This is a genomic window from Sphingomonas sp. 320_CC (assembly GCF_059691795.1).
Genome location: NZ_JCAWAE010000003.1, coordinates 284,023 through 304,775, shown reverse-complemented (window position 1 = coordinate 304,775; position 20,753 = coordinate 284,023). Strand labels below are relative to the sequence as shown.

Below are 20,753 nucleotides of genomic sequence, written 5' to 3'. Positions count from 1 at the left end.
GTCAGCTCGGATCGCGCGGCGCTTGCGTCGCCTGTTGCCGCCACAGCATCCACGCCACCCCGGCCAGCACTGCCGTCGCCGCAAGCAGAACCGCCCACAGCACGATATTCCGCGTCGGCGCCCCCGCATCGCCGAGCGCCGACAGTGTCACCGTCGCGGCCGGCACCGACACCAGCCGCGCTTCGCCCGGCCTGCCCTGCCCATCGGCAAGATCGGCGGGCGACAGGAACACGTCCTTCGCCGCAGCGCGCCCGGCCGCCAGCGTGAACGGCGCGGTGCCGCTGGCGAGGAAGATCACGCCACGGTCCGCAAAACCGATCCGCAAGCGCGGCGCGACGGTGAACCCCGCGCTGCGAGCATCGGCCTCGATCCGGATCGCACGCGGTGCGTCGCCGGACAGCGCGATGTCGCGCCCGCCATCGCTGCGCGCGACGCCTTGCCCCAGCAGAGCCCAGGGCTGCTCGCGGTCGTCCCGCCCCAATATCCGAACCGGTACGACGCCATCGCCTTCGACCGGTATCACCCGCAAGCTCGCCATCGGTGTCGCGAACGGCACCGCGAAATCGACGATGCGCGCAAGCCCGGACGTCGGCGCGGGCGCCTGAGCCTCGACCGTTTCCGACGCCGCCGCACCGTCCGGCCGCACATCGAGCACGGCGCCACGGATCGCGACCGGCGCCAGCAACCGCGACCCCGCGCTCCACGTGATCCGCAGATACTCCCGCGCCACGGTGGCACCGTCCAACGCGACGATCGACGACCGCACCGCCTCGCCCGCGCGCCGATAGACCGTCGCCTTGCCCAACCGCCGCCACTCGCGCAGGTCGCCACTGGCCTCGACCGTCAACGTCACCGGCTGGCCCACCGGCAAGTCCGCGGCAACCGCAACCCGCTCGACCGCGCCCGACACCCGCCGCGCATCGAGCAGCACGCCGAGCAGCACGGGCGCGCCGCCAGCCGCAACCGGCTCGCCGCGCACTTCGGCGACCTGCGCCGCACCGCGCCCATCGAGCCTCAACGACACGCCCGACACCTTCAGCGCATCGGGCGCCCCCAGGATGGGCATCGGATCGAGCGACACATGGCCGACCACCGCGGACGCGCCTGCACGGGCGATCGGCATCGCCCGCCCCTTCGCATCGAACACGCGCAAATCATGCCCGTCGCGGGTCTGCAATCCTGCCAGCACCGCGGCCGGCAACGCTAGTCGCTGGACTTTCGCACCTGCCTCCACCGACAGCGGCAAGCGAAGCGCATAGCCGTCCGGCTCGCCATCCGATCCCGCCGGCGCCGCAGCGATCAACAGTACCGCGCCGACCAGTGCGCCCAACCGCCACCGAACCCCGCTCATGCCACCGCCCCGCGCTTCGTATCATCCGACGCGACCTTGGGTGGCAGCGGCGCCAGATACCCGACCAGCAGCATCAGCATCCCGACCGCGATGAAGGCGATGATCCGCGCGCCGCCGCCGGTCGCGTACAGGTCGACGACCAGCAGCTTGACGACGGTCGCCCCCAACAGGCTCGCCCCGGCCAGCCAAAGGCTGCGCGTTGCACGCCGATGCGCGACGACCATCAGCGTCAGCGCGATCACCGTCCACAGGATCGCGATCCCGGTCTCGACCAGTGCATTGCCGAGCAGCGTATCCGCCTCCCATTCCACGCCCGCCAGATGATGCGCCGTCCGCAACCACGCACCGTTCGCCGCGGCGAAACCAAGCGCGGCGATTGGCAGCCAGATGCGCTTGCTCGCCAACAGCGCCGCGCCCGCCGGCACCGCATCTGCAGCCAGCACTGCCCGCCGCCACTGCAACAGCACGCCCGCCGCCAGCGCGACCATCACGTCGACCGGATTGAGCAGCGGCACGAACGGCAACGGCGCGGTATCGCCCGACGAAAACAGCGCGATTGCCGCGGCGCCACTGAAGATACCCAGCGCGATCGGCACCGCCGCCGTCCAGGCATAGTCCACCGCATGGCGATCGAGCGGCCACCGCGTCGCGGCCCGGACGCCGCGCAACGCCGGTCCCGCCCACAGCGTCAGGCCCGCAAGCACCACCACCCCGCCCGCCAGGAACGTCACTTCGTTCCACGCCGTCGACCACAGTGCCGCGCGATCGATCCCGTACCACAGCATGTCGGCGATCAGGACCACCGCCAGCCAGACGCCCGCGACATGGCTTGCCGACGCCACCGCCCGCGTACCCGGTGTCGCGACGTCGTCACGGTCGCTGCGGAACAGCATCCAGCCATGCACCGCGAGCGCGACGATCCACAGGAAACAGCCGGGCGACGACAGCACGGTCCCGCCCCGATCGGCCTGCGCGACGAAGCCGATCCACAATGCGCCCACACTCACGCGCGCCGGCCACGCCGCGACCGGCCAGTCGCGACGCCGAGCGATCGTCTGGAACGCCGCTGCGCTGACCAGATACGCCAGCATCGCCAACAGGATCTGCACGTTCGTGGAGAACACCGACACCGGCGACAGCGATCGCTCGACCGCCGGATAAAGCCGCGTCGCCTCCATCAGCCAGCCGATCCACCACGCCGCAAACCCGGTGAGGAACGCAGGCGTCGCGATCACCGCCTCGCCCCGTGCATAGGCCCGCGCAAGTCGCGTCTCGCCGGGCACGATCGTCTCCTTCGCGAACCATGCCGTCGCTAACCAGCCGAGTGCCACCAGGATCGCACCGACGAACGCCGGATTGGCGAACGGCAGCGCCGCAACGTTGTCGTCGAGCGTGCCGAGATACAGCAAGGTCGCGACGACCTGCAGCGCCAGCCCGAACAGCCGCGGCATCCAGCGTGCCTGCCGCATCCCGACCCAGAACGCGCCCGCGCCTTCCAGCGCCCACGCCGCCGAGGTCCAGCGCGCGCCCAGCGCAAGCGGGATCGCCATCGTGACGAAGCCGATGCCGATCGCCAGCATCGCCTCGTTCATCACGCGCAGCCCCTGATCTTGCCGGCGCCGCGCCACCAGCGAGACACCCAGATACAGCGCCGCAAAGCCCAATGCCGCAAACGCGCTGCCGAACGGCCGGTCGCCGATCAGCGCGACCTCTAGCCCGAACCCGGCCAGCGCCGGCCCGAACAACAGCGTCGTATCGACCGCGTTGCCGAACTTGCCGGGCGTCGCCCGCGTATAAAGCACGGCGGTCACCACGTAGATCAGCACCGAGACGATGAGGAATATCTGTGCGATCAGGAAATGTTCGGGCCGATACGCGGTCGCGCCCCACAGGCTCGCAATCCCGAACGTCGCGAAGAACCCGACCAGGTTCAGCACGCGCCATGTCCGCGCCCGCGCGATGAACAGGATCGCGAGGTTCAGGATCGTCCCGTACCCGAACAGGCCGAGCGCATTGCCGCCCTCCCCGCCCAGCAGCAACGGCACCGCGAACCCGCCTGCGAACGCCGTCACCGCCAGCGCCTGCGAACGCTGCAACAGCGCCAGCGCACAGCCGAGCGCGCAGACTGCGATCATCAGCACGAACGCCGCCGACAGCGGTACGAGATCGTAGAAGCGCGCCGCCCCGAACAACGTCAGATAGATGATCGCGACGCCGCCGCCTTGCAACGCCAGCGCGAAATCCGGACGCTTGGTTCGCGTCCGGAAGCCGATGCCGAGCAACGCGATGCCGAACAGGCCGACCACCGCGAGACGGAACTCGATCGGAAACAGCCCCGCCGCCGCCGCATAGCTGGCAAGGAACGACAGTCCAACGAACAGGATGACGAGACCGAGCCGGACGATAGTGTTGCCGCCGAACAGCCAGCCGCGCGCGGCCGCAACGCCGCTCGCCAACCAGCCCGGCTCGCGTGGTTCGGCGGGCGCAGGTACAGACGCAACGCGGTCGCCCGAAGGCGGCGAACCCCACCGGCTTCCCGCCGCGGTATCGAAGTCGGTTAGTGCTTCACGTTGCGATACGACCTCCGGCGCGACCGTCGCGGTCGACGGCTCGGCGACCAACGGCTCGATCGATCGCGGCGTAGTGCGGACCTCGGGCACATCGGCGACACCGTCCGTGCGATAGCGCGGCGCGTCCATCAGTTCGTTGACGTGGGCCCGCAACAAGGCGACCTCGGCGCTCAGTACCGCCGTCTCGCGCACGATCTCGATCCGCATCGCCCGCCGCAACGCCCAGCCGATGCACAAGCCAACCGCCCCGCCCAAGAATAAAGCGGTTTCTGAAAAGCTTCCGAGCACCCAGCCGAGCAAAGCACCGACTATCGCCATCCAGATTAGCATCGTCCGCGCTGCCCTCGCCTAGTCATCGCCCCACCTACTCATGGACGTCTTTGCACTAACATGGCGCAAGCCCCCCCGCCGGTCGAGCGTGATTGCGAATACGCGCGCCGACTAAATTTAAGCTGCATGATCCCGTTTCTCGATTTCGCCCGTTAAGTGCCTGCCCTGCAACGAAAGGGTGCAAGACCAGGGGAGATACCGATGCAGGGAATGCGTGCATGGTGGCGTTGAGCGAACGACGATCGGTCGTCGTCATCAGCGACTGGGTCGACGGCTGGCCTCCCGCGGATCCCTCCGCCGCAACGCCTCCTCGCGACGGATCGGCATGGCGCGCGCTCGATCCCGCGAGCCAACCCTGGACGGGTGCCGCCGACCACCGCGAGCCCGTCGCCGGCGGGTATCTCGAACGCCTTCCCCTCGCGCTCGCCGCGGCCGGCATCGTCGAGCAGGCCGAGATCTGGCATCACTGGCGCGGCGACGGGGACCCGCCATTCCACCGCGATAGCCCGGTGCTCGCGCGCCGCGCCTTCCGCCTCGACCACGACCACGCACCGTTCGCCTCCACCGAGATGATCGATTTCGTGCGGACCTTCGGCGCACCGCACATCCTCGTCGTGCTGGGTCTCGGCGTCGCGCCCGAACTCCTCGCGCTCTGTGCGAACAGCATCATCCTCTACAATTCGATCGACGCGCCCTCGTTGCGCGTGCCGCCCGAAGTCAGCGAACATTTCGATCTCGTCATCACCGGCGCGCAGTGGCAGTCGGACGAAGTCGAGGCCCGCCACCCCGGCATGCGCACTGCGATCCTGCCGGTCGGTCCCGAATTCGCCGCGATCGACCAGTTCCGTCCACTCGGCAAACCCAAGGACGTCGACCTGATCTACGTCGCCGCCGCGCAACCGTATAAGCGCCACGACATCCTGTTCAACGCACTCGCACAACTGCCGCGCGACGTGCGTGCACTTTGCGTCTTCGGCTATGGCGAGGATGCCGACGCACTCCGCCAACGCGCACGCGACCAGAACCTCTCGATCGAATTCGTCGGACCGCCGGGCGTGCCTATCGACGAGGTCAACCGCCTGATGAACCGCGCCAGGTTCGGCGTCGTCTGCGGCATCGACGACGGCGCGCCGGCGATCCTCACCGAATACATGCTCGCCGGCCTGCCCGTACTCGCCAACGCCGAATTACGCTGCGGATTGCAGTTCATTCGGCCCGACACCGGCATGACGGCTTCGACGAACGGGTTTGCCGATGCAATTCTTACAATGCGCGAAACCTACGAAGAATATCGGCCCCGCCAGGCCGTGTTGGAACGTTGGACGTGGCAGCATAGCATCGTGCGTTTGAGGGCAATTATCCAGCAAATACATGATGCAAAGCAATGACATTTACATAGTCAGGTTTGAGGTGTGGGCTTAGGTTCTATCGACAACGCGGATAACCGCGGATTTGCGGATTGGAAGAGCGTGCACGGTATCGGACCTATTCTCACGCCCTCGAAGTCCGACGATGCCGCCCCGCCGCCGCTGATCTGCTTCTCGCATCTCCGCTGGGATTTCGTCACGCAGCGCCCGCAGCATCTGATGAAGCGGTTCGCGCAAACCCAGAGCGTGTTCGTCTGGGAAGAACACATCCCCTGCGACCATCCGCTGCCGTTCCTCGAACATCACCCGTTTCCCGCCGACAACGTGATCGCACTGCGCCCGCGGCTGCCGCATTGGTGGAATGCCGAGCAGGTCGAGGCGGGCTTGCGGCAACTGCTCGATATGCTTGTCGCGACGAGCATTCGGGCCAAGCCTTTGCTATGGTTCTACACGCCGATGATGCTCCCGTTCGCCGAGCATCTCGACGCCGCCGCGGTCGTCTACGATTGCATGGACGAACTGTCTGCGTTCCGCTTCGCCGACCCCGCGTTGCTCGACCGCGAAGGGAGGCTGCTCGCGCGCGCCGACCTCGTCTTTACCGGCGGCTACAGCCTCTACGAAGCCAAGCGCGGCCGTCACTGCGACGTCCACGCCTTCCCCTCGGCGGTCGACGTGGCGCATTTTGCACAAGCGCTGACCGGCAACAGCGAACCCGAAGACCAGAGCCACATCCCCGGTCCGAAGCTCGGTTTCTTCGGCGTCATCGACGAACGCATCGACCTTGCATTGCTCGACGCGGTCGCCGCGCAGCGCCCCGACTGGTCGTTCGTGATGATCGGCCCGGTCGTGAAGATCGACCCCGCGCACCTGCCACGCCGCGCCAATATCCACTGGCTCGGCGGACGTGGCTACAACGAACTCCCCGCCTATCTCTCCGGCTGGGACGTCGCGCTCATGCCGTTCGCGATCAACGCCGCGACGCGCTTCATCAGCCCGACCAAGACCCCCGAATATCTCGCCGGCGGCCTGCCCGTCGTCTCGACGCCGATCGTCGACGTGATCCGCCACTACGGCGACGCAGCGGCCGTCTCGATCGCCGCCGACGCGCCCGCGTTCGTCTCAGCGTGCAAGGCCGCGCTCGCCCTCCCCCGCGAAGGCGCATGGCGTGACGAAGCCGACCGCCTGCTCGCCACGCAATCCTGGGACCGCACGCAAACCGCCATGGCCACCGAGATCGACCGCATCTTAAACGGTAAAAAATACACTCCCGCCCCGAAGCTTGAACGCTACGACACGCTGATCGTCGGCGCAGGGTTCGCCGGCGCGGTCCTCGCCGAACGCCTGGCCAGCGACAGCGGCCAGCGCGTCCTCGTCGTCGACCGCCGCCCGCACATCGGCGGAAACGCGTATGACGAACACGACGCGGCGGGCGTGCTGATCCACCGCTACGGCCCGCACATCTTCCACACCAATTCCAACGACGTGTTCGACTATCTCTCGCGCTTCACCGACTGGCGACCGTACGAACATCGCGTCCTCGCCAGCGTCGACGACAAGCTCGTGCCGATGCCGATCAACCGCACGACGCTCAACGCACTCTACGGCCTGTCGCTCAAGGACGACGCAGAAGCCGCCGCCTTCCTCGCCAGCCGCGCGGAATCGGTCGAGGACATCCGCACCTCCGAAGACGTCGTCGTCGCCGCAGTCGGTCGCGATCTCTACGAGACGTTCTTCCGCGGCTACACGCGGAAGCAATGGGGCCTCGACCCGTCCGAACTCGATCGCGCCGTCACCGCGCGCGTGCCGACCCGCACCTCGACCGACGACCGCTATTTCACCGATAAATTCCAGGCGATGCCCGCCAACGGTTATACCCGGATGTTCGAGGCGATGCTCGATCACCCCGGCATCACGCTCGATCTTGGCGTCGAATATCGCGACGTGATCGACCGCATCGACGTCGACCACATCGTCTTCACCGGCCCGATCGACGAATATTTCGACTTCCGCTTCGGCAAGCTCCCCTATCGCAGCCTCCAGTTCCGCCACGAGACGCACGACGTCGCGCAGTTCCAGCCGGTCGCGGTCGTCAACTATCCCGACGAAGCCGTGCTCCAGACGCGCATCACCGAGTACAAGCACCTGACCGGCCAACTGCACGCGAAAACCAGCATCAGCTACGAATTCCCCAGCGCGGAGGGCGACCCGTATTACCCGATCCCGCGCCCCGAAAATCACGCGCTGTTCAAACGCTACGAGGCACTCGCCGACGCGGAGGAAGGCGTGACCTTCGTCGGTCGGCTCGCGACGTATCGCTACTACAATATGGACCAAGTCGTCGGGCAGGCGCTCGCGACGTATCGCCGCATGGTCGCAAAGTCGGCCGTTCTCGAGACCCCCGTTATGGCCGCCGAATGACCCGCATCTGCCTGTTGACCGACAGCCTCGCCCCGTCCGGCGTCGGCGCACACATGATGACGCTCGCCGAAGGACTGGGCGGAGACGAGATCGTCGTCGCCGCGCGCCCCGGCACCGGCCTGCTCGAACACGCAGCCGCCAGGGGTTATGCGGTGAAAGCGCTCGACGACGATGCAAACCTCGCGCGCTGGCTCGACCGCGCCGCGCCCGACATCGTCCACGTCCACGCCGGCATAGGATGGGAAGGCCACCCCGCAGTCCGCGCCGCGCACGCTGCCGGCGTCCCCGTGATCCGCACGGAACACCTCCCCTACCTCCTGACCGACTTCGCGCAGCGCGACGAGCACCGCGAAACCTCGGCCGCACTCGCGCGCCTGATCTGCGTCTCGGACGCAGTCGGCGACAGCCACCGCGCAGCCGGCGTCGATCCGGCACTGGTCGCGACGATCCACAACGGCGTCGGCGCGCACAAACCCTCGCGCTCTCGCGAAGCCCTCCGCAGCGAATGGGGCGTCGGCAATGCCCCCGTCCTCCTGATGGTCGCACGCTTCGCCAAGCAAAAAGGCCACGCTCTCTTGCTCGACGCGCTGCCCGCGATCCGCGCCGCGCACCCGGACGTGATCGTGCTGCTAGCAGGCGAAGGTCCCCTCCTCACCCAGACCGCACGCGCCATCGCCGCGAAGGGCTTGGCCGGCACCGTCCGCATGCTCGGCGCCCGCAGCGACGTCGCCGACCTCATGACGCTCGCCGACCTGCTCGTCCTCCCCTCCGCGTTCGAAGGCCTGCCGCTGGTCGCGCTCGAAGCGATGGCCGCCGGCCTCCCCGTCGTTGCCACCGTCGCACCCGGCAATGCCGAAGCGATCGAGGACGGCGTCACCGGTCGCCTCACCGCCGCAGACCCGGCCAGTTTCGCCGATGCCGTCGTCACGCTGCTCGCTGACCGCGACAGCCTGAAAACGATGGCCAGCGCCGCGATCGAACGCCAGCAGGACCTATTCTCGGCCGATCGCATGATCGCCGACACGCGCGCGGTCTACGCCGCCGTGCAAGACCAGACAGATAGACAACCAAAGGGAGACGGCGTGGAGCGGACACGGATCGGGTTCATCGGCGCAGGCGGGATCGCCAATCGCCATTTCGGCGTGCTGGAGCAGTTCGACGACGTCGCGATCGTCGCGGTCGCCGACGTCGACATGGCGCGCGCGACCGACGCCGCCGCCCGCTTCGGCGCGCGGGCGTTCAACGATGCCGCCGCGATGCTGGCCGCGGTCGAACTCGACGCGCTCTACATCTGCGTGCCCCCGTTCGCGCACGGCGAACCCGAGCGCCTCGCGATCGAGCACACGCTGCCGTTCTTCGTCGAGAAGCCCGTCGCGCTCGATCTCGGCACCGCGGAGGATGTCGCAGCGGCAGTCGACCGGCTCGGCCTCGTCACAGCGGTCGGCTACCACTGGCGCTATCTCGACACCGTGGACGAGGTGAAGGCGCTGCTCTCAGCGACCCCCGCACGCCTGCTATCCGGCTATTGGCTCGACTCCACGCCGCCCCCGCGCTGGTGGTGGAAGAAGGACGCATCGGGCGGCCAGATGCTCGAACAGACGACGCATCTCGTCGATCTCGCGCGCTATCTCGTCGGCGACGTCGTCCGCGTCTACGGCCAGTCGGGCCACATCGACCGCGCCGCCTTCCCCGGCCTCGACGTCGCGACCACCAGCACCGCGATGCTCACCTTCGCCAGCGGCGCGATCGCCAATTTCGCCTCGACCTGCCTGCTCAACTGGAACCACCGCGTCGGCCTGCATCTGTTCGGCGAAGGCCTCGCGATCGAACTCACCGACCGCGACGTGATGATCGACATCGGCCGCGGCCGCCCGGTCCGCGGCACCGGCAGCGATCCGGTCGTGCTCGAGGATCGCGACTTCATCGACGCGGTCCGCGGGGGCGAAAACCGCATCCGCTGCCCCTACCCCGCCGCGCTCGAAACGCTCCGCCTGGCGCTGGCGATCGAACGCTCCGCCGTCGAAGGCCGCGCGATCGACGTCCGCGAACGGGAGGTCGCGCATGTCTGAGTGGCGCCACGTCCGTTCGCTCGGCGTCGAACGTCCCGGCCAGGCCTATTTCTTCGGCTATGACGAAGCACCCCCAGGCGACGGCCAAGTCCGCCTCGACCTGCTCTACACCGGGTTCTCCGCCGGCACCGAACTCACCTTCGTCAAGAACAGCAATCCGTATCTCCACTCCCGCTGGGATGCTGGCCGCGGCGTGTTCGTCCCCGGCGAACCGAGCGCGCACTATCCGGTGCCGTTCCTCGGCTACATGGAATGCGCGCGCGTCAGCGACAGCCGGGTCGGCGATTTCGCCAACGGCGACGTCGTCGGCACCGTTTTCGGCCACAAGACCGGCCACACCGCGGACCCGTTCAACGACCTGCTGACCAAGCTCCCACCCGAGCTCGATCCGATCCTCGGCATTTATATCGGGCAGATGGGTCCGATCGCCGCCAACGGCATTCTTCACGCAGACGTCGAACTGCTCGGCCCCAACGTCGTCAACCTCGGCGACGGCATCCGCGGCCGTCCCGCTTTGGTGATCGGCGCAGGCATAGTCGGCATGCTGACCGCCCTGTTCGCACAAGCTGCCGGGGCAAGCGAAGTCGTGATCGCAGACCCCTCCCCCTTCCGCCGCCTGCGCGCCGAATGCCTCGGTATCACCGCGATGACCGAGGACCAGGCCTGGGCGTACGCCAAGGCACGCTGGCTCCACGGCGGCGACGATCGCGGCGCGGACGTCGTGTTCCAGACCCGCGCCGACGCCGCCAGCCTGCACGCCGCGATGCGCGCGCTGAGACCACAAGGCACGGTAATCGATCTCGCCTTCTACCAGGGCGGCGCCGACCGGCTCCGGCTCGGCGAGGAATTCCACCACAACGGCCTCAACCTCCGCTGCGCCCAGATCAACCGCGTCCCCCGCGGGCTAGGCTTCCAATGGGACCGTCGCCGCCTCGCGAATGAGACGGTGAAGCTCCTTCTCGCCCGCGGCCCCGAGATCCGCGCGCAACTCATCACGCACGTCGTGCCCTATGACGAAGCCCCCAAGTTCATCGCAAAGCTGGTCGGCGAGCGACCCGAATTCCTCCAGATCGTCTTCAAGGTCGGCGATTGAGCACCGCACTCACTGCCGACGCCCGCCCGATCCGCATCCTGTTCGTCTTCGCCTGGCTCGTCGTCGGCGGCGAGGAGACGGAAGTGCGTCTGCTCGCCCAGGCGCTCGACCCGACCCGCTACCGGATCGAGGTCGTCGCCTGCTTCCGAAAAGACGGCATGCCCGAGCAGACTCACGCGCAACTGGAAGCGATCGGCGTCCCCGTCGACCGCACCCCTTATGCGCTAGGTTTCGACGAGACCGTCGCCTACCTCGCCAGCAAGCTGCCTGCTTACGACGTCGTCGTCTCATGCCAGAACGTCGCGGACATCTATCCCGCGCTCGAACGCATGCACCTCCGCCCGCCATTGATCGAGCATGGCGGCCTCGTCTCCGAAGCGCTCGCCGGCCCCAAGCATTTCACCGCACGCTATGTCGGCGTCTGCGCCTCGATCCGCGACGCCGCCGCCAGCCGCATGCCCGGCCGCGAACACCACGCGATCGAGATCCCGTCGATGGTCGACACGCGCGCCTTCGATCCCACCCGGCGAGTCCCCGTCCGCGCGGCACTCGGCATCGCCGACGACATACCGCTGATCGGCTGGCTAGGCCGGCTCGACCCGAAGAAGCGCGTCGAAGACTTCATCGAAGCCGCCGCGCTCATCCACGCCCGCCACCCCCGCGCGCGTTTCGTCGTGATCGGCGGACCGGACGCCTTCATTCCCGAATACGCCGTCGCCCTCCGCAACCGCGCGCACGTCCTCGGCCTCGACACCGCCCTGACCTTCCTCGGCGACCGCGACGACGTGCCCGACCTGCTCGCCGCGCTCGACATCTTCGTCTGGCTCTCCCGCGGTGAAGGCATGCCGCACGTCATCGCCGAAGCCGGCGCCGCACGCCTCCCCGTCATAGCGACCCGAGACAACGGCTCCGAACAACAGATCGTCGACGGGATCAGCGGCCTGTTCGTGCCCCACGAAGACCCGTCCGCGGTCGCTACCGCCATCACGAAACTCATCGAAGACCCGGCACTCCGAACCCGCCTCGGCATCGCCCTCCGCGCTAAGGTCGACAGCGAGTACGTTGTCGCCGCGGTCGTCCCCCGCTGGGAATCCCTATTCGCCGAAGTCCTGTCCGACCGGTCACCTTTACCTCGTCCGACCGGACTTTTCCGCAGCTTCCTGCAAGGCGGCTTCGAATCCTCCACGCACCGCCGCGCGCATGACCGCAAGCGCGTCGACGTCATCGCCGCCAGCCATCACGACACCCTTGCCGCGCATGATTACAGCGAACTCGCCAAGCTCGGCATCCTGACGGTCCGCGACGGCCTGCGCTGGCATCTGATCGAACGCGAACCCGGCCGCTACGACTGGTCCAGTCTCGACCGCCAGCTGGAAGCTGCCAAAGCGATCGGCACCGAAGTCATCTGGGACCTGCTCCATTACGGCTGGCCCGACGACATCGACATCTGGACGCCCGCCTTCGTCACACGGTTCGCGGCCTTCGCCGCCGCCGCCGCGCGCCATATCGGCCCGGCCGCACCCGGCGAAACCCGTTTCTACGCCCCCGTCAACGAGATCTCGTTCTTCGCCTGGGGCGGCGGCGACGCAGCCTATCTCAACCCGTTCGCCCGAGGCCGCGGCTACGAACTCAAGGTCCAACTCGCCCGCGCGTCGATTGCGGCGATGGAGGCGATCCTTGCGGTCGACCCCGCCGCAAGGTTCGTCCACGCCGACCCGGTCATCAACGTCATCACCGACCCCGCCCGCCCGCACGACGCCCCCGCCGCCGAAGGCCACCGCCTCGCGCAATACCAGGCCTGGGACATGATCGTGGGCAAAGCCTGGCCGCAGATCGGCGGCCGACCGGCGTTGCTCGATATCGTCGGCGTCAATTTCTACCACAACAACCAGTGGATCCACGGCGGCCCCCCGCTAGCCTACGACCACCCCCTCAGCCGCCCGCTCCACACGATCCTCGCCGACGCCTACGCCCGCTATGGCCGCCCGATCTTCATCGCCGAAACCGGCATCGAAGGCAGCGCCCGTCCCGCCTGGATCCGCATGATCCTGCGCGAGGTGAAGATCGCCCAGTCGCTCGGCGTGCCGGTCGAGGGCGTGTGCCTCTACCCGATCCTGGACCACCCCGGCTGGGACGACGATCGCTACTGCCCCAACGGTTTGCTCGCTTGCTCGCCGGACCTCGCCGACCGCGTACCGAACGCCGCGCTGGCCGACGTGATCCGGCAGGCGCAGGGGCGCGATATCCTGCGTTAACTTGGGCCCGGATACTGATCGAAGTCGATACGATCGAGGGGACATTTCCGCCGCCACGTCGCGTTGACGGTCGCCACAAAGGCATGCGGAGAGAGATCACATGGCCATTAAATTTGCAGGAACGATGAACGCGATCAATCGCGGGCTCGACGCGACCAAGCCCACCAAGGGTGCCGACATGGTCGAGGATTGGGAAGCCGCGCTGGCCGATACCGACGTCTCCGGCGCCAAGGGCATCCTTCGCGATCTCGGCTCGCTGCGCAAGCAGTTGGAGAAGGACACGCCCGACGCGGACCGCGTCCACGCGCTGCTTCACCGCCTCGGTACCGCGACGACCAAGATCGCCGACAAGGCCGACAAGTCGCAGGACAAGCTGAAGGCACTCGGCGAAGCACTGACCGAAGCCGGTGAGGACGCGCCGGACGAGGAAGAGGACGTCGCAGCCGCCGCCGCACCAAAGCGCGCGCGCAAGAAGGCCTGAACGAAAAACGGGCCGGCGATCGTCAGATCGCCGGCCCGTTTCCTTAGTTACGTCGCGAAAACCTCAGGCGGTCACCGCCTCGGCTTTCGGATTGACCTTCGACGTCGCCATCGCGGTCAGCTTGTCGTCGGTCGCATATTCCTCGTCGAGCGTTTCCTTCAAGATCGCCGCGATCTCGCTGCGACCAAGCTGGTTCGCCCACGCGATCAGCGTGCCGTAGCGCGTGATCTCGTAATGCTCGACCGCCTGCGCCGACGCGATCAGCGCCGCATCGAGCACCGCCTTGTCGGCGATCTCGCCCGCGACTTCGTTGGCTTCCTTGATGATCCCGTCGATCGCCGGGCAGGTCACGGCCTTGGCCTTCTCGCCGAGCAGCTCGAAGATCCGCTCGAGCCGAACGATCTGTCCCTCGGTCTCGCGCAGGTGCGTTTCGAACCCGGCCTTCAGACCCGGCGCGGTCGCCTTGTCGGTCATCTTCGGCAGTGCCTTGGTGATCTGGTGCTCGGCATAATACACGTCCTGCAACTGGTGCAGGAACAGGTCTTCGAACGTCGCGATGTCCTTGGAAAACAAGCCCATGATCATATCCTCGCATAGCTGGTGCACGCGAAGCGAAATGCTCCGGTGGTGGGGAAACGCCCTTACCGCGGGGTAAGTTTCGTCTCCCCCAACCACCGGAGCGTCGGGGGATCAGCCCTTCAGCTTGGCCGCCGTCTCGGCGATCCGCTTGCCCTGGTAGCGCGCGCCATCAAGCTCGTCCTTGCTCGGCATGCGGCTGCCGTCGCCATCCGAGATCGTCGTCGCGCCGTAGGGCGAGCCGCCCTTGACCGCGTCGACACCCATCTGCGCCTGGAAGCCATAGTCGAGCCCGACGATCGTCATGCCGTGATGGATCAGGTTGGTGATGATCGAGAACAACGTCGTTTCCTGACCGCCATGCTGGCTGGCCGTCGAGGTGAACGCACCGCCGACCTTGCCGATCAGCGCGCCCGAGAACCACTGGCCGCCGGTCGTGTCCCAGAACTGCGCCATCTGCGCGGGCATCCGGCCGAACCGGGTCGGCGCACCGACGATGATCGCATCATACCGCTCGAGCGCGGCGGGGCCTTCGATCTCGGCGTGCGCGGTGTCGGTCTTGAAGTGCGCGGCCTCGATCACCGCCTGCGGTGCGGTTTCGGCGACGCGGCGGATGTCCACCTCGGCCCCACCGGCGCGCGCGCCCTCGGCGACGGCATCCGCCATCTGCTCGATATGGCCGTAGGACGAGTAATAGAGCACGAGAACTTTGGTCATGGTAATTTCCTTCTTAGGCTCCCCCTCCCGCAAGCGGGAGGGGGCTGGGGGGTGGGCACCCGGTTTCATCAAACGAGCCGGATCGAAGTGCGTATCTTCAATAACGATCACGGCGGAGGTGAGCGCGACCCCACCCCCTGCCCCCTCCCGCTTGCGGGAGAGGAAAGAAGCTTACTCCGAGTCTACCAGAACGATCTCGGCGTCCTCTTGAGCCGTGATCGTCACCGTCTGGCCGCCCAGCAACGCCGCTCCGTCGCGCGCTCCAAAGGCTTCGTCGCCGATCGTGATCGCACCAGTCGCTGGCACCAGATACACATGGCGCCCCTCGCCGACCGCATAATCGACGCTATCGCCAGCCTTCAAAGTCGCCGCCAGCACGCGGGCATTCGCACGGATCGGCAGCGCATCGCCGTCACCCTCGAACCCGCTGGCCAGCGTCACGAACTGGCCCGAACGCTCGCCCTTCGGAAACGGCTTGGCACCCCAACTCGGCGCGCCGCCCTTACGCGAAGGCTCGATCCAGATCTGGAAGATCGTCGTCGTCTCCGGCTCAAGGTTATACTCGGCATGCCGCACGCCGGTTCCCGCGCTCATCACCTGCACGTCGCCAGCCTCGGTGCGGCCTTTATTACCGAGCGAGTCCTGATGCGTGATCGCACCGCTGCGGACATAGGTGATGATCTCCATGTCCTGATGCGGATGCGGCGGGAAGCCCGAGTTCGCAGCGATCTGGTCGTCGTTCCACACGCGGATCGCACCCCAGCCCATCCGGGCCGGATCATAATAGCTCGCGAACGAGAAATGATGGCGTGCGTTCAGCCAGCCATGATCGGCGTGGCCGAGGCTGTCGAAGGGGCGGCGTTCAACTTTGGAAAGGGTCGTGGTCGTCATGATAGGTCTCCACTGGTTGAACCCAAGATAAGCGCTGCGATTACGCCGTAAATAGAAACGCTGGAAACCGATCGTTTCGGTGGCTAACATCCCCTACTTACCCCCCTCCCTGAAAGGGAGGGGTTGGGGGTGGGTCGGCCGCTTGGCGAATGCGACGTTCCCTCGATAGCGACCCACCCCCAGCCCCTCCCTTCCAGGGAGGGGGGAAGATCTGGAGACCCACATGCGCCTGCCCGATCTCGAAGCCTGGGCGATCTTCGCCAGCGTCGTCGAGCACCGCTCGTTCAGCGCCGCCGCCGACGCGGTCGGGCTCAGCAAGGCGACCGTGTCGAAGGCAATCACCCGGCTCGAAGCGCATCTCGGCCAGTCGCTCTTCCATCGCACCTCGCGCCGCCTCGCGCTCACCGAAGCCGGCAAGCCGCTCGCCGAGCACGCCGCGCGGATCCTCGCCGAAGCCCGCGCCGCCGAGGAATCCGCACACGACGCCGCCAGCGCGCATACCGGCCGCGTCCGCCTTGCCGCCCCGATGAGCTTCGGCGTCACCAACGTCGCGCCGATCCTCGCCGAGTTCCTCGTCGTGCACCCGGGTATCGAGGTCGATTTCCACCTCTCCGACGCGCGCGTCGACATCGTCGCCGAAGGGTTCGACGTCGCGCTGCGGATCGCCGAGCTTCCCGACAGCTCGCTCCGTGCGCGCCGCCTGTGCAGCATCCAGGCGCACACCGTCGCCGCCCCCAGCTACCTCGCGAAGCATGGCACCCCGACGCACCCGGCACAACTCGGCGAGCACCAATTGGTCGGCTATTCGAACGTCGTCGGCCCGTGGCGCTTCCACGGCCCCGGCGGCGCGGACGTCTCGGTCCGCCTGCAGGGCCAGCTCACCGCCAACAGCGGCGAGGCGATCGTCCCCGCGCTGATCGCCGGCCTCGGAATCGCGCGCCTCCCCGACTTCATCGTCGACCGGCATATCGCGTCCGGCGCACTCGTCACGATCCTCGAAGACTGGGCGCCCGCGAAGATCGGTCTCCACCTCCTGACCCCGCCAAGTCCCCTCCGCCCGGCCCGTGTCGAAGCACTCATAGACTTCCTCGCCGCACGCCTCCGGGATCCGAACGCAGGGCAAGCGTAAAGCGGCGACCTTGCGCAAAACCGGGCCGGATGCCATGTAAGAGGCTGGATAAACGCTCGAGTTTGCACCCCAGCGCGATCCCAACGACACCCGATACCGGGATGAGGACTTTGAGCAGCGGCCGCGCTCAGTCGGTAGTATTTGTATCGATTTACGTAATTTCCGCGTGGCTGACCCGATAATCCGGTCATGGATTCTCGTCGTCTTCGGCCTGTGTCGGGACAGCGGACCATGCCGAAACGAAAAGGCATGACCATGCGGCCAGACGCTAACGACACGATGTCCCCAGAAACCAAGACCGGCGTGACCCGCCGCAACCTGCTCGGCTCGGCGATCGTCGCCGGCGGTGCAGCCGCGTTGCCGATCGCGCACGCCGACGCCGCGACCACCGAGCGCACCGTCGACGTCCTGCTGATCGGCGGCGGCATCATGAGCGCGACGCTCGCCGTCCTGCTGCGCGAACTCGAGCCGACCTGGACGATCGAGATGGTCGAACGCCTCGACAAGGTCGCCGACGAAAGCTCGAACGGCTGGAACAACGCCGGCACCGGCCACTCCGCGCTGTGCGAACTGAACTACACGCCGGTCAACAAGGCCGACGGCAAGGTCGAGATCGCCAAGGCGGTCGAGATCAACGAGCAGTTCCAGGTCACGCGCCAGTTCCTCAGCCACCAGGTCGATACCGGCATCCTCGCCAACCCGCGCTCGTTCATCAATTCGACGCCGCACATGAATCTCGTGTGGGGCGATGCCAACGTCGCCTTCCTGCAAAAGCGCCACGCCGCGCTCCAGGCGAGCCCGCTGTTCTCGGGGATGGAATTCACCACCGACCCGAAGCAGATTTCGCAGTGGGTGCCGGTGATGATGGAGGGCCGCGCGCCCGGCACGAAGCTCGCCGCGACGCGCTCGCCGCTCGGCACCGATTGCGACTGGGGCGAAGTCACGCGCCAGTACATCGGCTCGCTCGCCAAGCAGGACAATTTCACGCTGACCACGGGGCATGAGGTCCGCTCGCTCGAACGCGAGACGATCGGCGGCAAGAAGGCGCGCTGGCGCGTCACCGCGCGCGACATGAAGACCGACGAGAAGCAGGTGATCAAGGCACGCTTCGTGTTCGCAGGCGCAGGCGGCGGCGCGCTGCCGATCCTTCAGAAGTCGGGCATCCCCGAGGCCGACGACTATGCCGGATTCCCGGTCGGCGGCTCGTTCCTCGTCGCGGACAAGCCCGCAATCACGCACCGCCATCTCGCCAAGGTCTACGGCAAGGCGGCGGTCGGTTCGCCGCCGATGTCCGTGCCGCATCTCGACACGCGCTTCCTCGACGGCAAGCAGGCGCTGTTGTTCGGCCCGTTCGCGACCTTCTCGACCAAGTTCCTCAAGGAAGGCTCGTATTTCGATCTTCCGGCGTCGGTCACGCTCGACAATTTCCGGCCGATGCTCGCGGTCGGCTGGGACGATTTCGACCTCGTCGAATATCTCGCGGGCCAGCTCATCATGTCGGACAGCGACCGGATGGACGCACTGCGCGAGTATTTCCCGGGCGCGAAGGACGCCGACTGGCGCCTGTGGCAGGCAGGCCAGCGCGTCCAGATCATCAAGCGCGATCCGGAAAAGGGCGGCGTGCTGCGCCTCGGCACCGAGATCGTCGCGTCGAAGGACGGCTCGATCGCCGCGCTGCTGGGCGCCTCGCCTGGTGCCTCGACCGCGCCGTCGATCATGCTCAACCTGTTGAAGAAGGTGTTCCCGAACCACCTCGCCACCGCCGGGTGGCAGGCGAAGATCCGCGAGATCGTGCCGACCTACGGCGTGATGCTCAACGAGACCCCGGACGTCCTTGCCGAACATTGGGCCTCGACCGCGGACACGCTGCAACTCGCGATCCCCTCGCCCACGGTCGGCGTCGCAGCCAGCCCACGCCCCGCGGCGATGCGCGTAAAGCCAGACCGTAGCCCCGACCTCGCACTTTAAGTTCGAACGACGGCTATACTGCAATCCTCCCCCGCCAGGGGGAGGTGTCGCCGAAGGTGACGGAGGGGGAGGACACGGAACGGCGGTCGTCGCTTACCGCCCCCTCCGTCTGGCAAGCGCCAGCCACCTCCCCCTGGCGGGGGAGGATCAGCGAGCGCCGTTTCCGGAACGTACCTTAAGTCCTTGGAACGGCTGTCCTACGCTGCGACGATCTGCCACGGTCGCAAGATGATCGCCCCGCCCTCCTCGCAAAACCGCCATCAAGCCAGCCTCGGATCCGCTCCAAAAGCCGGAAGTGCACACTCCGCACAAACCGCGCCAGCGTGTGCACTTTGTGAACTTCCGGCTTTTCGGCGGGCCGCGGCATGAACCGCCTGGCCCCCGATGCAGACGATTCGCGCTTCATCCGCCGCGTCATCCTGACCATCGTGATCGTCGCGGTCGTCGCCGCGCTCTACAAGGCCGGCGACCTGCTCATCCTCGCCTTCGGGTCGATGCTCGGCGCGATCGTCATCCACGCGATCGCCGATCTCTACCGCGACCATCTCCGCGTTCCACGCAAGCCGGCGCTAGGCCTCGGCATCGCCACCGTACTCGGCGTCATCGCGTTCCTGGTCTGGTTGTTCGGCGTGCAGTTCCGCAGCCAGGTCAATGTGCTGATCGCCCAGACACCGGCGCTGCTCGACCAACTCGCCGCGTATCTCTCGCAAAGCGCGGTCGGCGCGAAGCTCGTCGACGCCGTGCAACAGGCCTATGCCGGGTCGAAGGTCGCGCAGGACGTCGGCGGCCTCGTGACGGGCGCGGGCGAACTCGTCCTCAACTGCCTGTTGCTGCTGGTCGGCGCGCTGTTCTTCGCCGCCGATCCCAAGGTGTACGAACGCGGCTTCCTGCTGCTGATCCCGCGATCGAAGCGCGCCGCGGTCGAGGATGCGCTGTTCGACGTCGGCTCGACGCTGCGGCTGTGGCTCGGCTCGTCGCTGATCCTGATGACGACGATGGGCATCCTGGTCGGCATCGGTCTCTGGTTGTCGGACGTCCCCAGCGCTGCCGCGCTCGGCCTGCTCGCCGGATTGTCCGAGTTCATTCCGTATATCGGCCCCACCGCGGCGATGATCCCCGCTTTAGGACTCGCCGCGACGCAAGGGACCTCGTCGATCGTCGGCACGCTCGTCACCTATGCGGTCGTTCGGCTCGTCCAGACCAATTTCATCACGCCGTACGTGCAGAACCGCGTGATCTCTATCCCGCCCGCGATCACGGTTTTCGCGATCATCGGTATCGGTACGATCTTCGGCCTGTTCGGATTGTTCTTCTCGGCCGCATTGCTGGTGGTCATCTTCACGCTCGTCCGCAGCCTGTATCTGCGCGAGGTTCTCGGCGAGGATATCCCGAAGACGGTTCACCGGACGTTGCTCGGCCCCGACCTGACGCCGAGCCCTCCGAGTGAAGATTTGTAAAGAATTCAACTGCTCGGCAGTGATCCGATCGATTCGCCGCGTCAACCTTAGTTCGAAATTAACCTTTTGCCTTCAGATGTT

General features: G+C 67.0%; 14 protein-coding genes. 9 read left to right on the top strand and 5 right to left on the bottom strand.

Annotation, left to right across the window (positions count from 1 at the left end; all coding sequences use genetic code 11):
* Position 1: 1 nt before the first annotated feature.
* Entirely contained in the window at positions 2-1,351 is a 1,350-nt protein-coding gene (locus AC59GX_RS12915; RefSeq protein WP_426281514.1) for a DUF3999 family protein, read from the bottom strand.
* Positions 1,348-4,239 (bottom strand): DUF2339 domain-containing protein, encoded by a 2,892-nt coding sequence (locus AC59GX_RS12910; protein WP_497301833.1) that lies wholly within the window; start codon positions 4,237-4,239, stop codon positions 1,348-1,350. The genes AC59GX_RS12915 and AC59GX_RS12910 overlap by 4 nt, the downstream gene beginning before the upstream one ends.
* Positions 4,240-4,469: 230 nt before the next feature.
* On the opposite strand from AC59GX_RS12910, the gene AC59GX_RS12905 reads away from it, so the two are divergent.
* From AC59GX_RS12905 to AC59GX_RS12880, 6 genes are all read left to right on the top strand, one after another.
* Complete coding sequence (locus tag AC59GX_RS12905) at positions 4,470-5,639, top strand: glycosyltransferase family 4 protein (RefSeq protein ID WP_426281516.1); 1,170 nt, start codon at positions 4,470-4,472, stop codon at positions 5,637-5,639.
* Positions 5,640-5,837: 198 nt separating this feature from the next.
* A complete protein-coding gene (gene glf, locus AC59GX_RS12900; protein ID WP_497302052.1) occupies positions 5,838-8,036 on the top strand; it encodes a UDP-galactopyranose mutase in 2,199 nt (732 codons plus the stop codon).
* Complete coding sequence (locus AC59GX_RS12895; RefSeq protein WP_426281517.1) at positions 8,033-10,105, top strand: glycosyltransferase; 2,073 nt, start codon at positions 8,033-8,035, stop codon at positions 10,103-10,105. The genes glf and AC59GX_RS12895 overlap by 4 nt, the downstream gene beginning before the upstream one ends.
* A complete protein-coding gene (locus AC59GX_RS12890; RefSeq protein WP_497301831.1) occupies positions 10,098-11,198 on the top strand; it encodes a zinc-dependent alcohol dehydrogenase in 1,101 nt (366 codons plus the stop codon). Before AC59GX_RS12895 ends, AC59GX_RS12890 begins: the two co-directional genes overlap by 8 nt.
* The gene (locus AC59GX_RS12885) at positions 11,195-13,453 is read left to right on the top strand and encodes a glycosyltransferase family 4 protein (RefSeq protein WP_426281520.1); all 2,259 of its coding nucleotides are present in this window, start codon (positions 11,195-11,197) and stop codon (positions 13,451-13,453) included. Before AC59GX_RS12890 ends, AC59GX_RS12885 begins: the two co-directional genes overlap by 4 nt.
* A gap of 100 nt (positions 13,454-13,553) precedes the next feature.
* Positions 13,554-13,934, top strand: a complete 381-nt coding sequence (locus tag AC59GX_RS12880; RefSeq protein ID WP_235524733.1) for a hypothetical protein — start codon at positions 13,554-13,556, stop codon at positions 13,932-13,934.
* A gap of 63 nt (positions 13,935-13,997) precedes the next feature.
* Here AC59GX_RS12880 and AC59GX_RS12875 read toward each other — a convergent pair whose 3' ends face one another.
* The 3 genes from AC59GX_RS12875 to AC59GX_RS12865 all read right to left on the bottom strand — a co-directional run bounded on the left by AC59GX_RS12875 (position 13,998) and on the right by AC59GX_RS12865 (position 16,118).
* Positions 13,998-14,513, bottom strand: coding sequence for a YciE/YciF ferroxidase family protein (locus AC59GX_RS12875; protein ID WP_056489424.1), 516 nt, complete (start codon positions 14,511-14,513; stop codon positions 13,998-14,000).
* A gap of 111 nt (positions 14,514-14,624) precedes the next feature.
* Positions 14,625-15,227, bottom strand: a complete 603-nt coding sequence (gene wrbA / locus AC59GX_RS12870; protein WP_426281522.1) for an NAD(P)H:quinone oxidoreductase — start codon at positions 15,225-15,227, stop codon at positions 14,625-14,627.
* Between the two features lie 171 nt (positions 15,228-15,398).
* Positions 15,399-16,118, bottom strand: coding sequence for a pirin family protein (locus AC59GX_RS12865; RefSeq protein WP_426281523.1), 720 nt, complete (start codon positions 16,116-16,118; stop codon positions 15,399-15,401).
* Between the two features lie 223 nt (positions 16,119-16,341).
* On the opposite strand from AC59GX_RS12865, the gene AC59GX_RS12860 reads away from it, so the two are divergent.
* The 3 genes from AC59GX_RS12860 (at position 16,342) to AC59GX_RS12850 (ending at position 20,672) form a co-directional block, all read left to right on the top strand.
* Positions 16,342-17,247 carry a LysR family transcriptional regulator gene (locus AC59GX_RS12860; RefSeq protein ID WP_426281525.1) on the top strand — a complete coding sequence of 302 codons (906 nt, stop codon included), beginning with the start codon at positions 16,342-16,344 and terminating at the stop codon, positions 17,245-17,247.
* A 249-nt stretch (positions 17,248-17,496) separates the two neighbouring features.
* Positions 17,497-19,215 carry a malate dehydrogenase (quinone) gene (gene mqo, locus AC59GX_RS12855; protein ID WP_426281526.1) on the top strand — a complete coding sequence of 573 codons (1,719 nt, stop codon included), beginning with the start codon at positions 17,497-17,499 and terminating at the stop codon, positions 19,213-19,215.
* A gap of 365 nt (positions 19,216-19,580) precedes the next feature.
* Positions 19,581-20,672 carry an AI-2E family transporter gene (locus AC59GX_RS12850; RefSeq protein WP_497301828.1) on the top strand — a complete coding sequence of 364 codons (1,092 nt, stop codon included), beginning with the start codon at positions 19,581-19,583 and terminating at the stop codon, positions 20,670-20,672.
* The last annotated feature ends 81 nt before the right edge of the window (positions 20,673-20,753 follow it).

Coding starts and splice junctions, on each gene's coding strand:
- AC59GX_RS12915 (WP_426281514.1), bottom strand. CDS start 1,351: ATGAGCGGGGTTCGGTGGCGGTTGGGCGCACTGGTCGGCGCGGTACTG.
- AC59GX_RS12910 (WP_497301833.1), bottom strand. CDS start 4,239: ATGGCGATAGTCGGTGCTTTGCTCGGCTGGGTGCTCGGAAGCTTTTCA.
- AC59GX_RS12905 (WP_426281516.1), top strand. CDS start 4,470: ATGGTGGCGTTGAGCGAACGACGATCGGTCGTCGTCATCAGCGACTGG.
- glf (WP_497302052.1), top strand. CDS start 5,838: ATGAAGCGGTTCGCGCAAACCCAGAGCGTGTTCGTCTGGGAAGAACAC.
- AC59GX_RS12895 (WP_426281517.1), top strand. CDS start 8,033: ATGACCCGCATCTGCCTGTTGACCGACAGCCTCGCCCCGTCCGGCGTC.
- AC59GX_RS12890 (WP_497301831.1), top strand. CDS start 10,098: ATGTCTGAGTGGCGCCACGTCCGTTCGCTCGGCGTCGAACGTCCCGGC.
- AC59GX_RS12880 (WP_235524733.1), top strand. CDS start 13,554: ATGGCCATTAAATTTGCAGGAACGATGAACGCGATCAATCGCGGGCTC.
- AC59GX_RS12875 (WP_056489424.1), bottom strand. CDS start 14,513: ATGGGCTTGTTTTCCAAGGACATCGCGACGTTCGAAGACCTGTTCCTG.
- wrbA (WP_426281522.1), bottom strand. CDS start 15,227: ATGACCAAAGTTCTCGTGCTCTATTACTCGTCCTACGGCCATATCGAG.
- AC59GX_RS12865 (WP_426281523.1), bottom strand. CDS start 16,118: ATGACGACCACGACCCTTTCCAAAGTTGAACGCCGCCCCTTCGACAGC.
- AC59GX_RS12860 (WP_426281525.1), top strand. CDS start 16,342: ATGCGCCTGCCCGATCTCGAAGCCTGGGCGATCTTCGCCAGCGTCGTC.
- mqo (WP_426281526.1), top strand. CDS start 17,497: ATGACCATGCGGCCAGACGCTAACGACACGATGTCCCCAGAAACCAAG.
- AC59GX_RS12850 (WP_497301828.1), top strand. CDS start 19,581: ATGAACCGCCTGGCCCCCGATGCAGACGATTCGCGCTTCATCCGCCGC.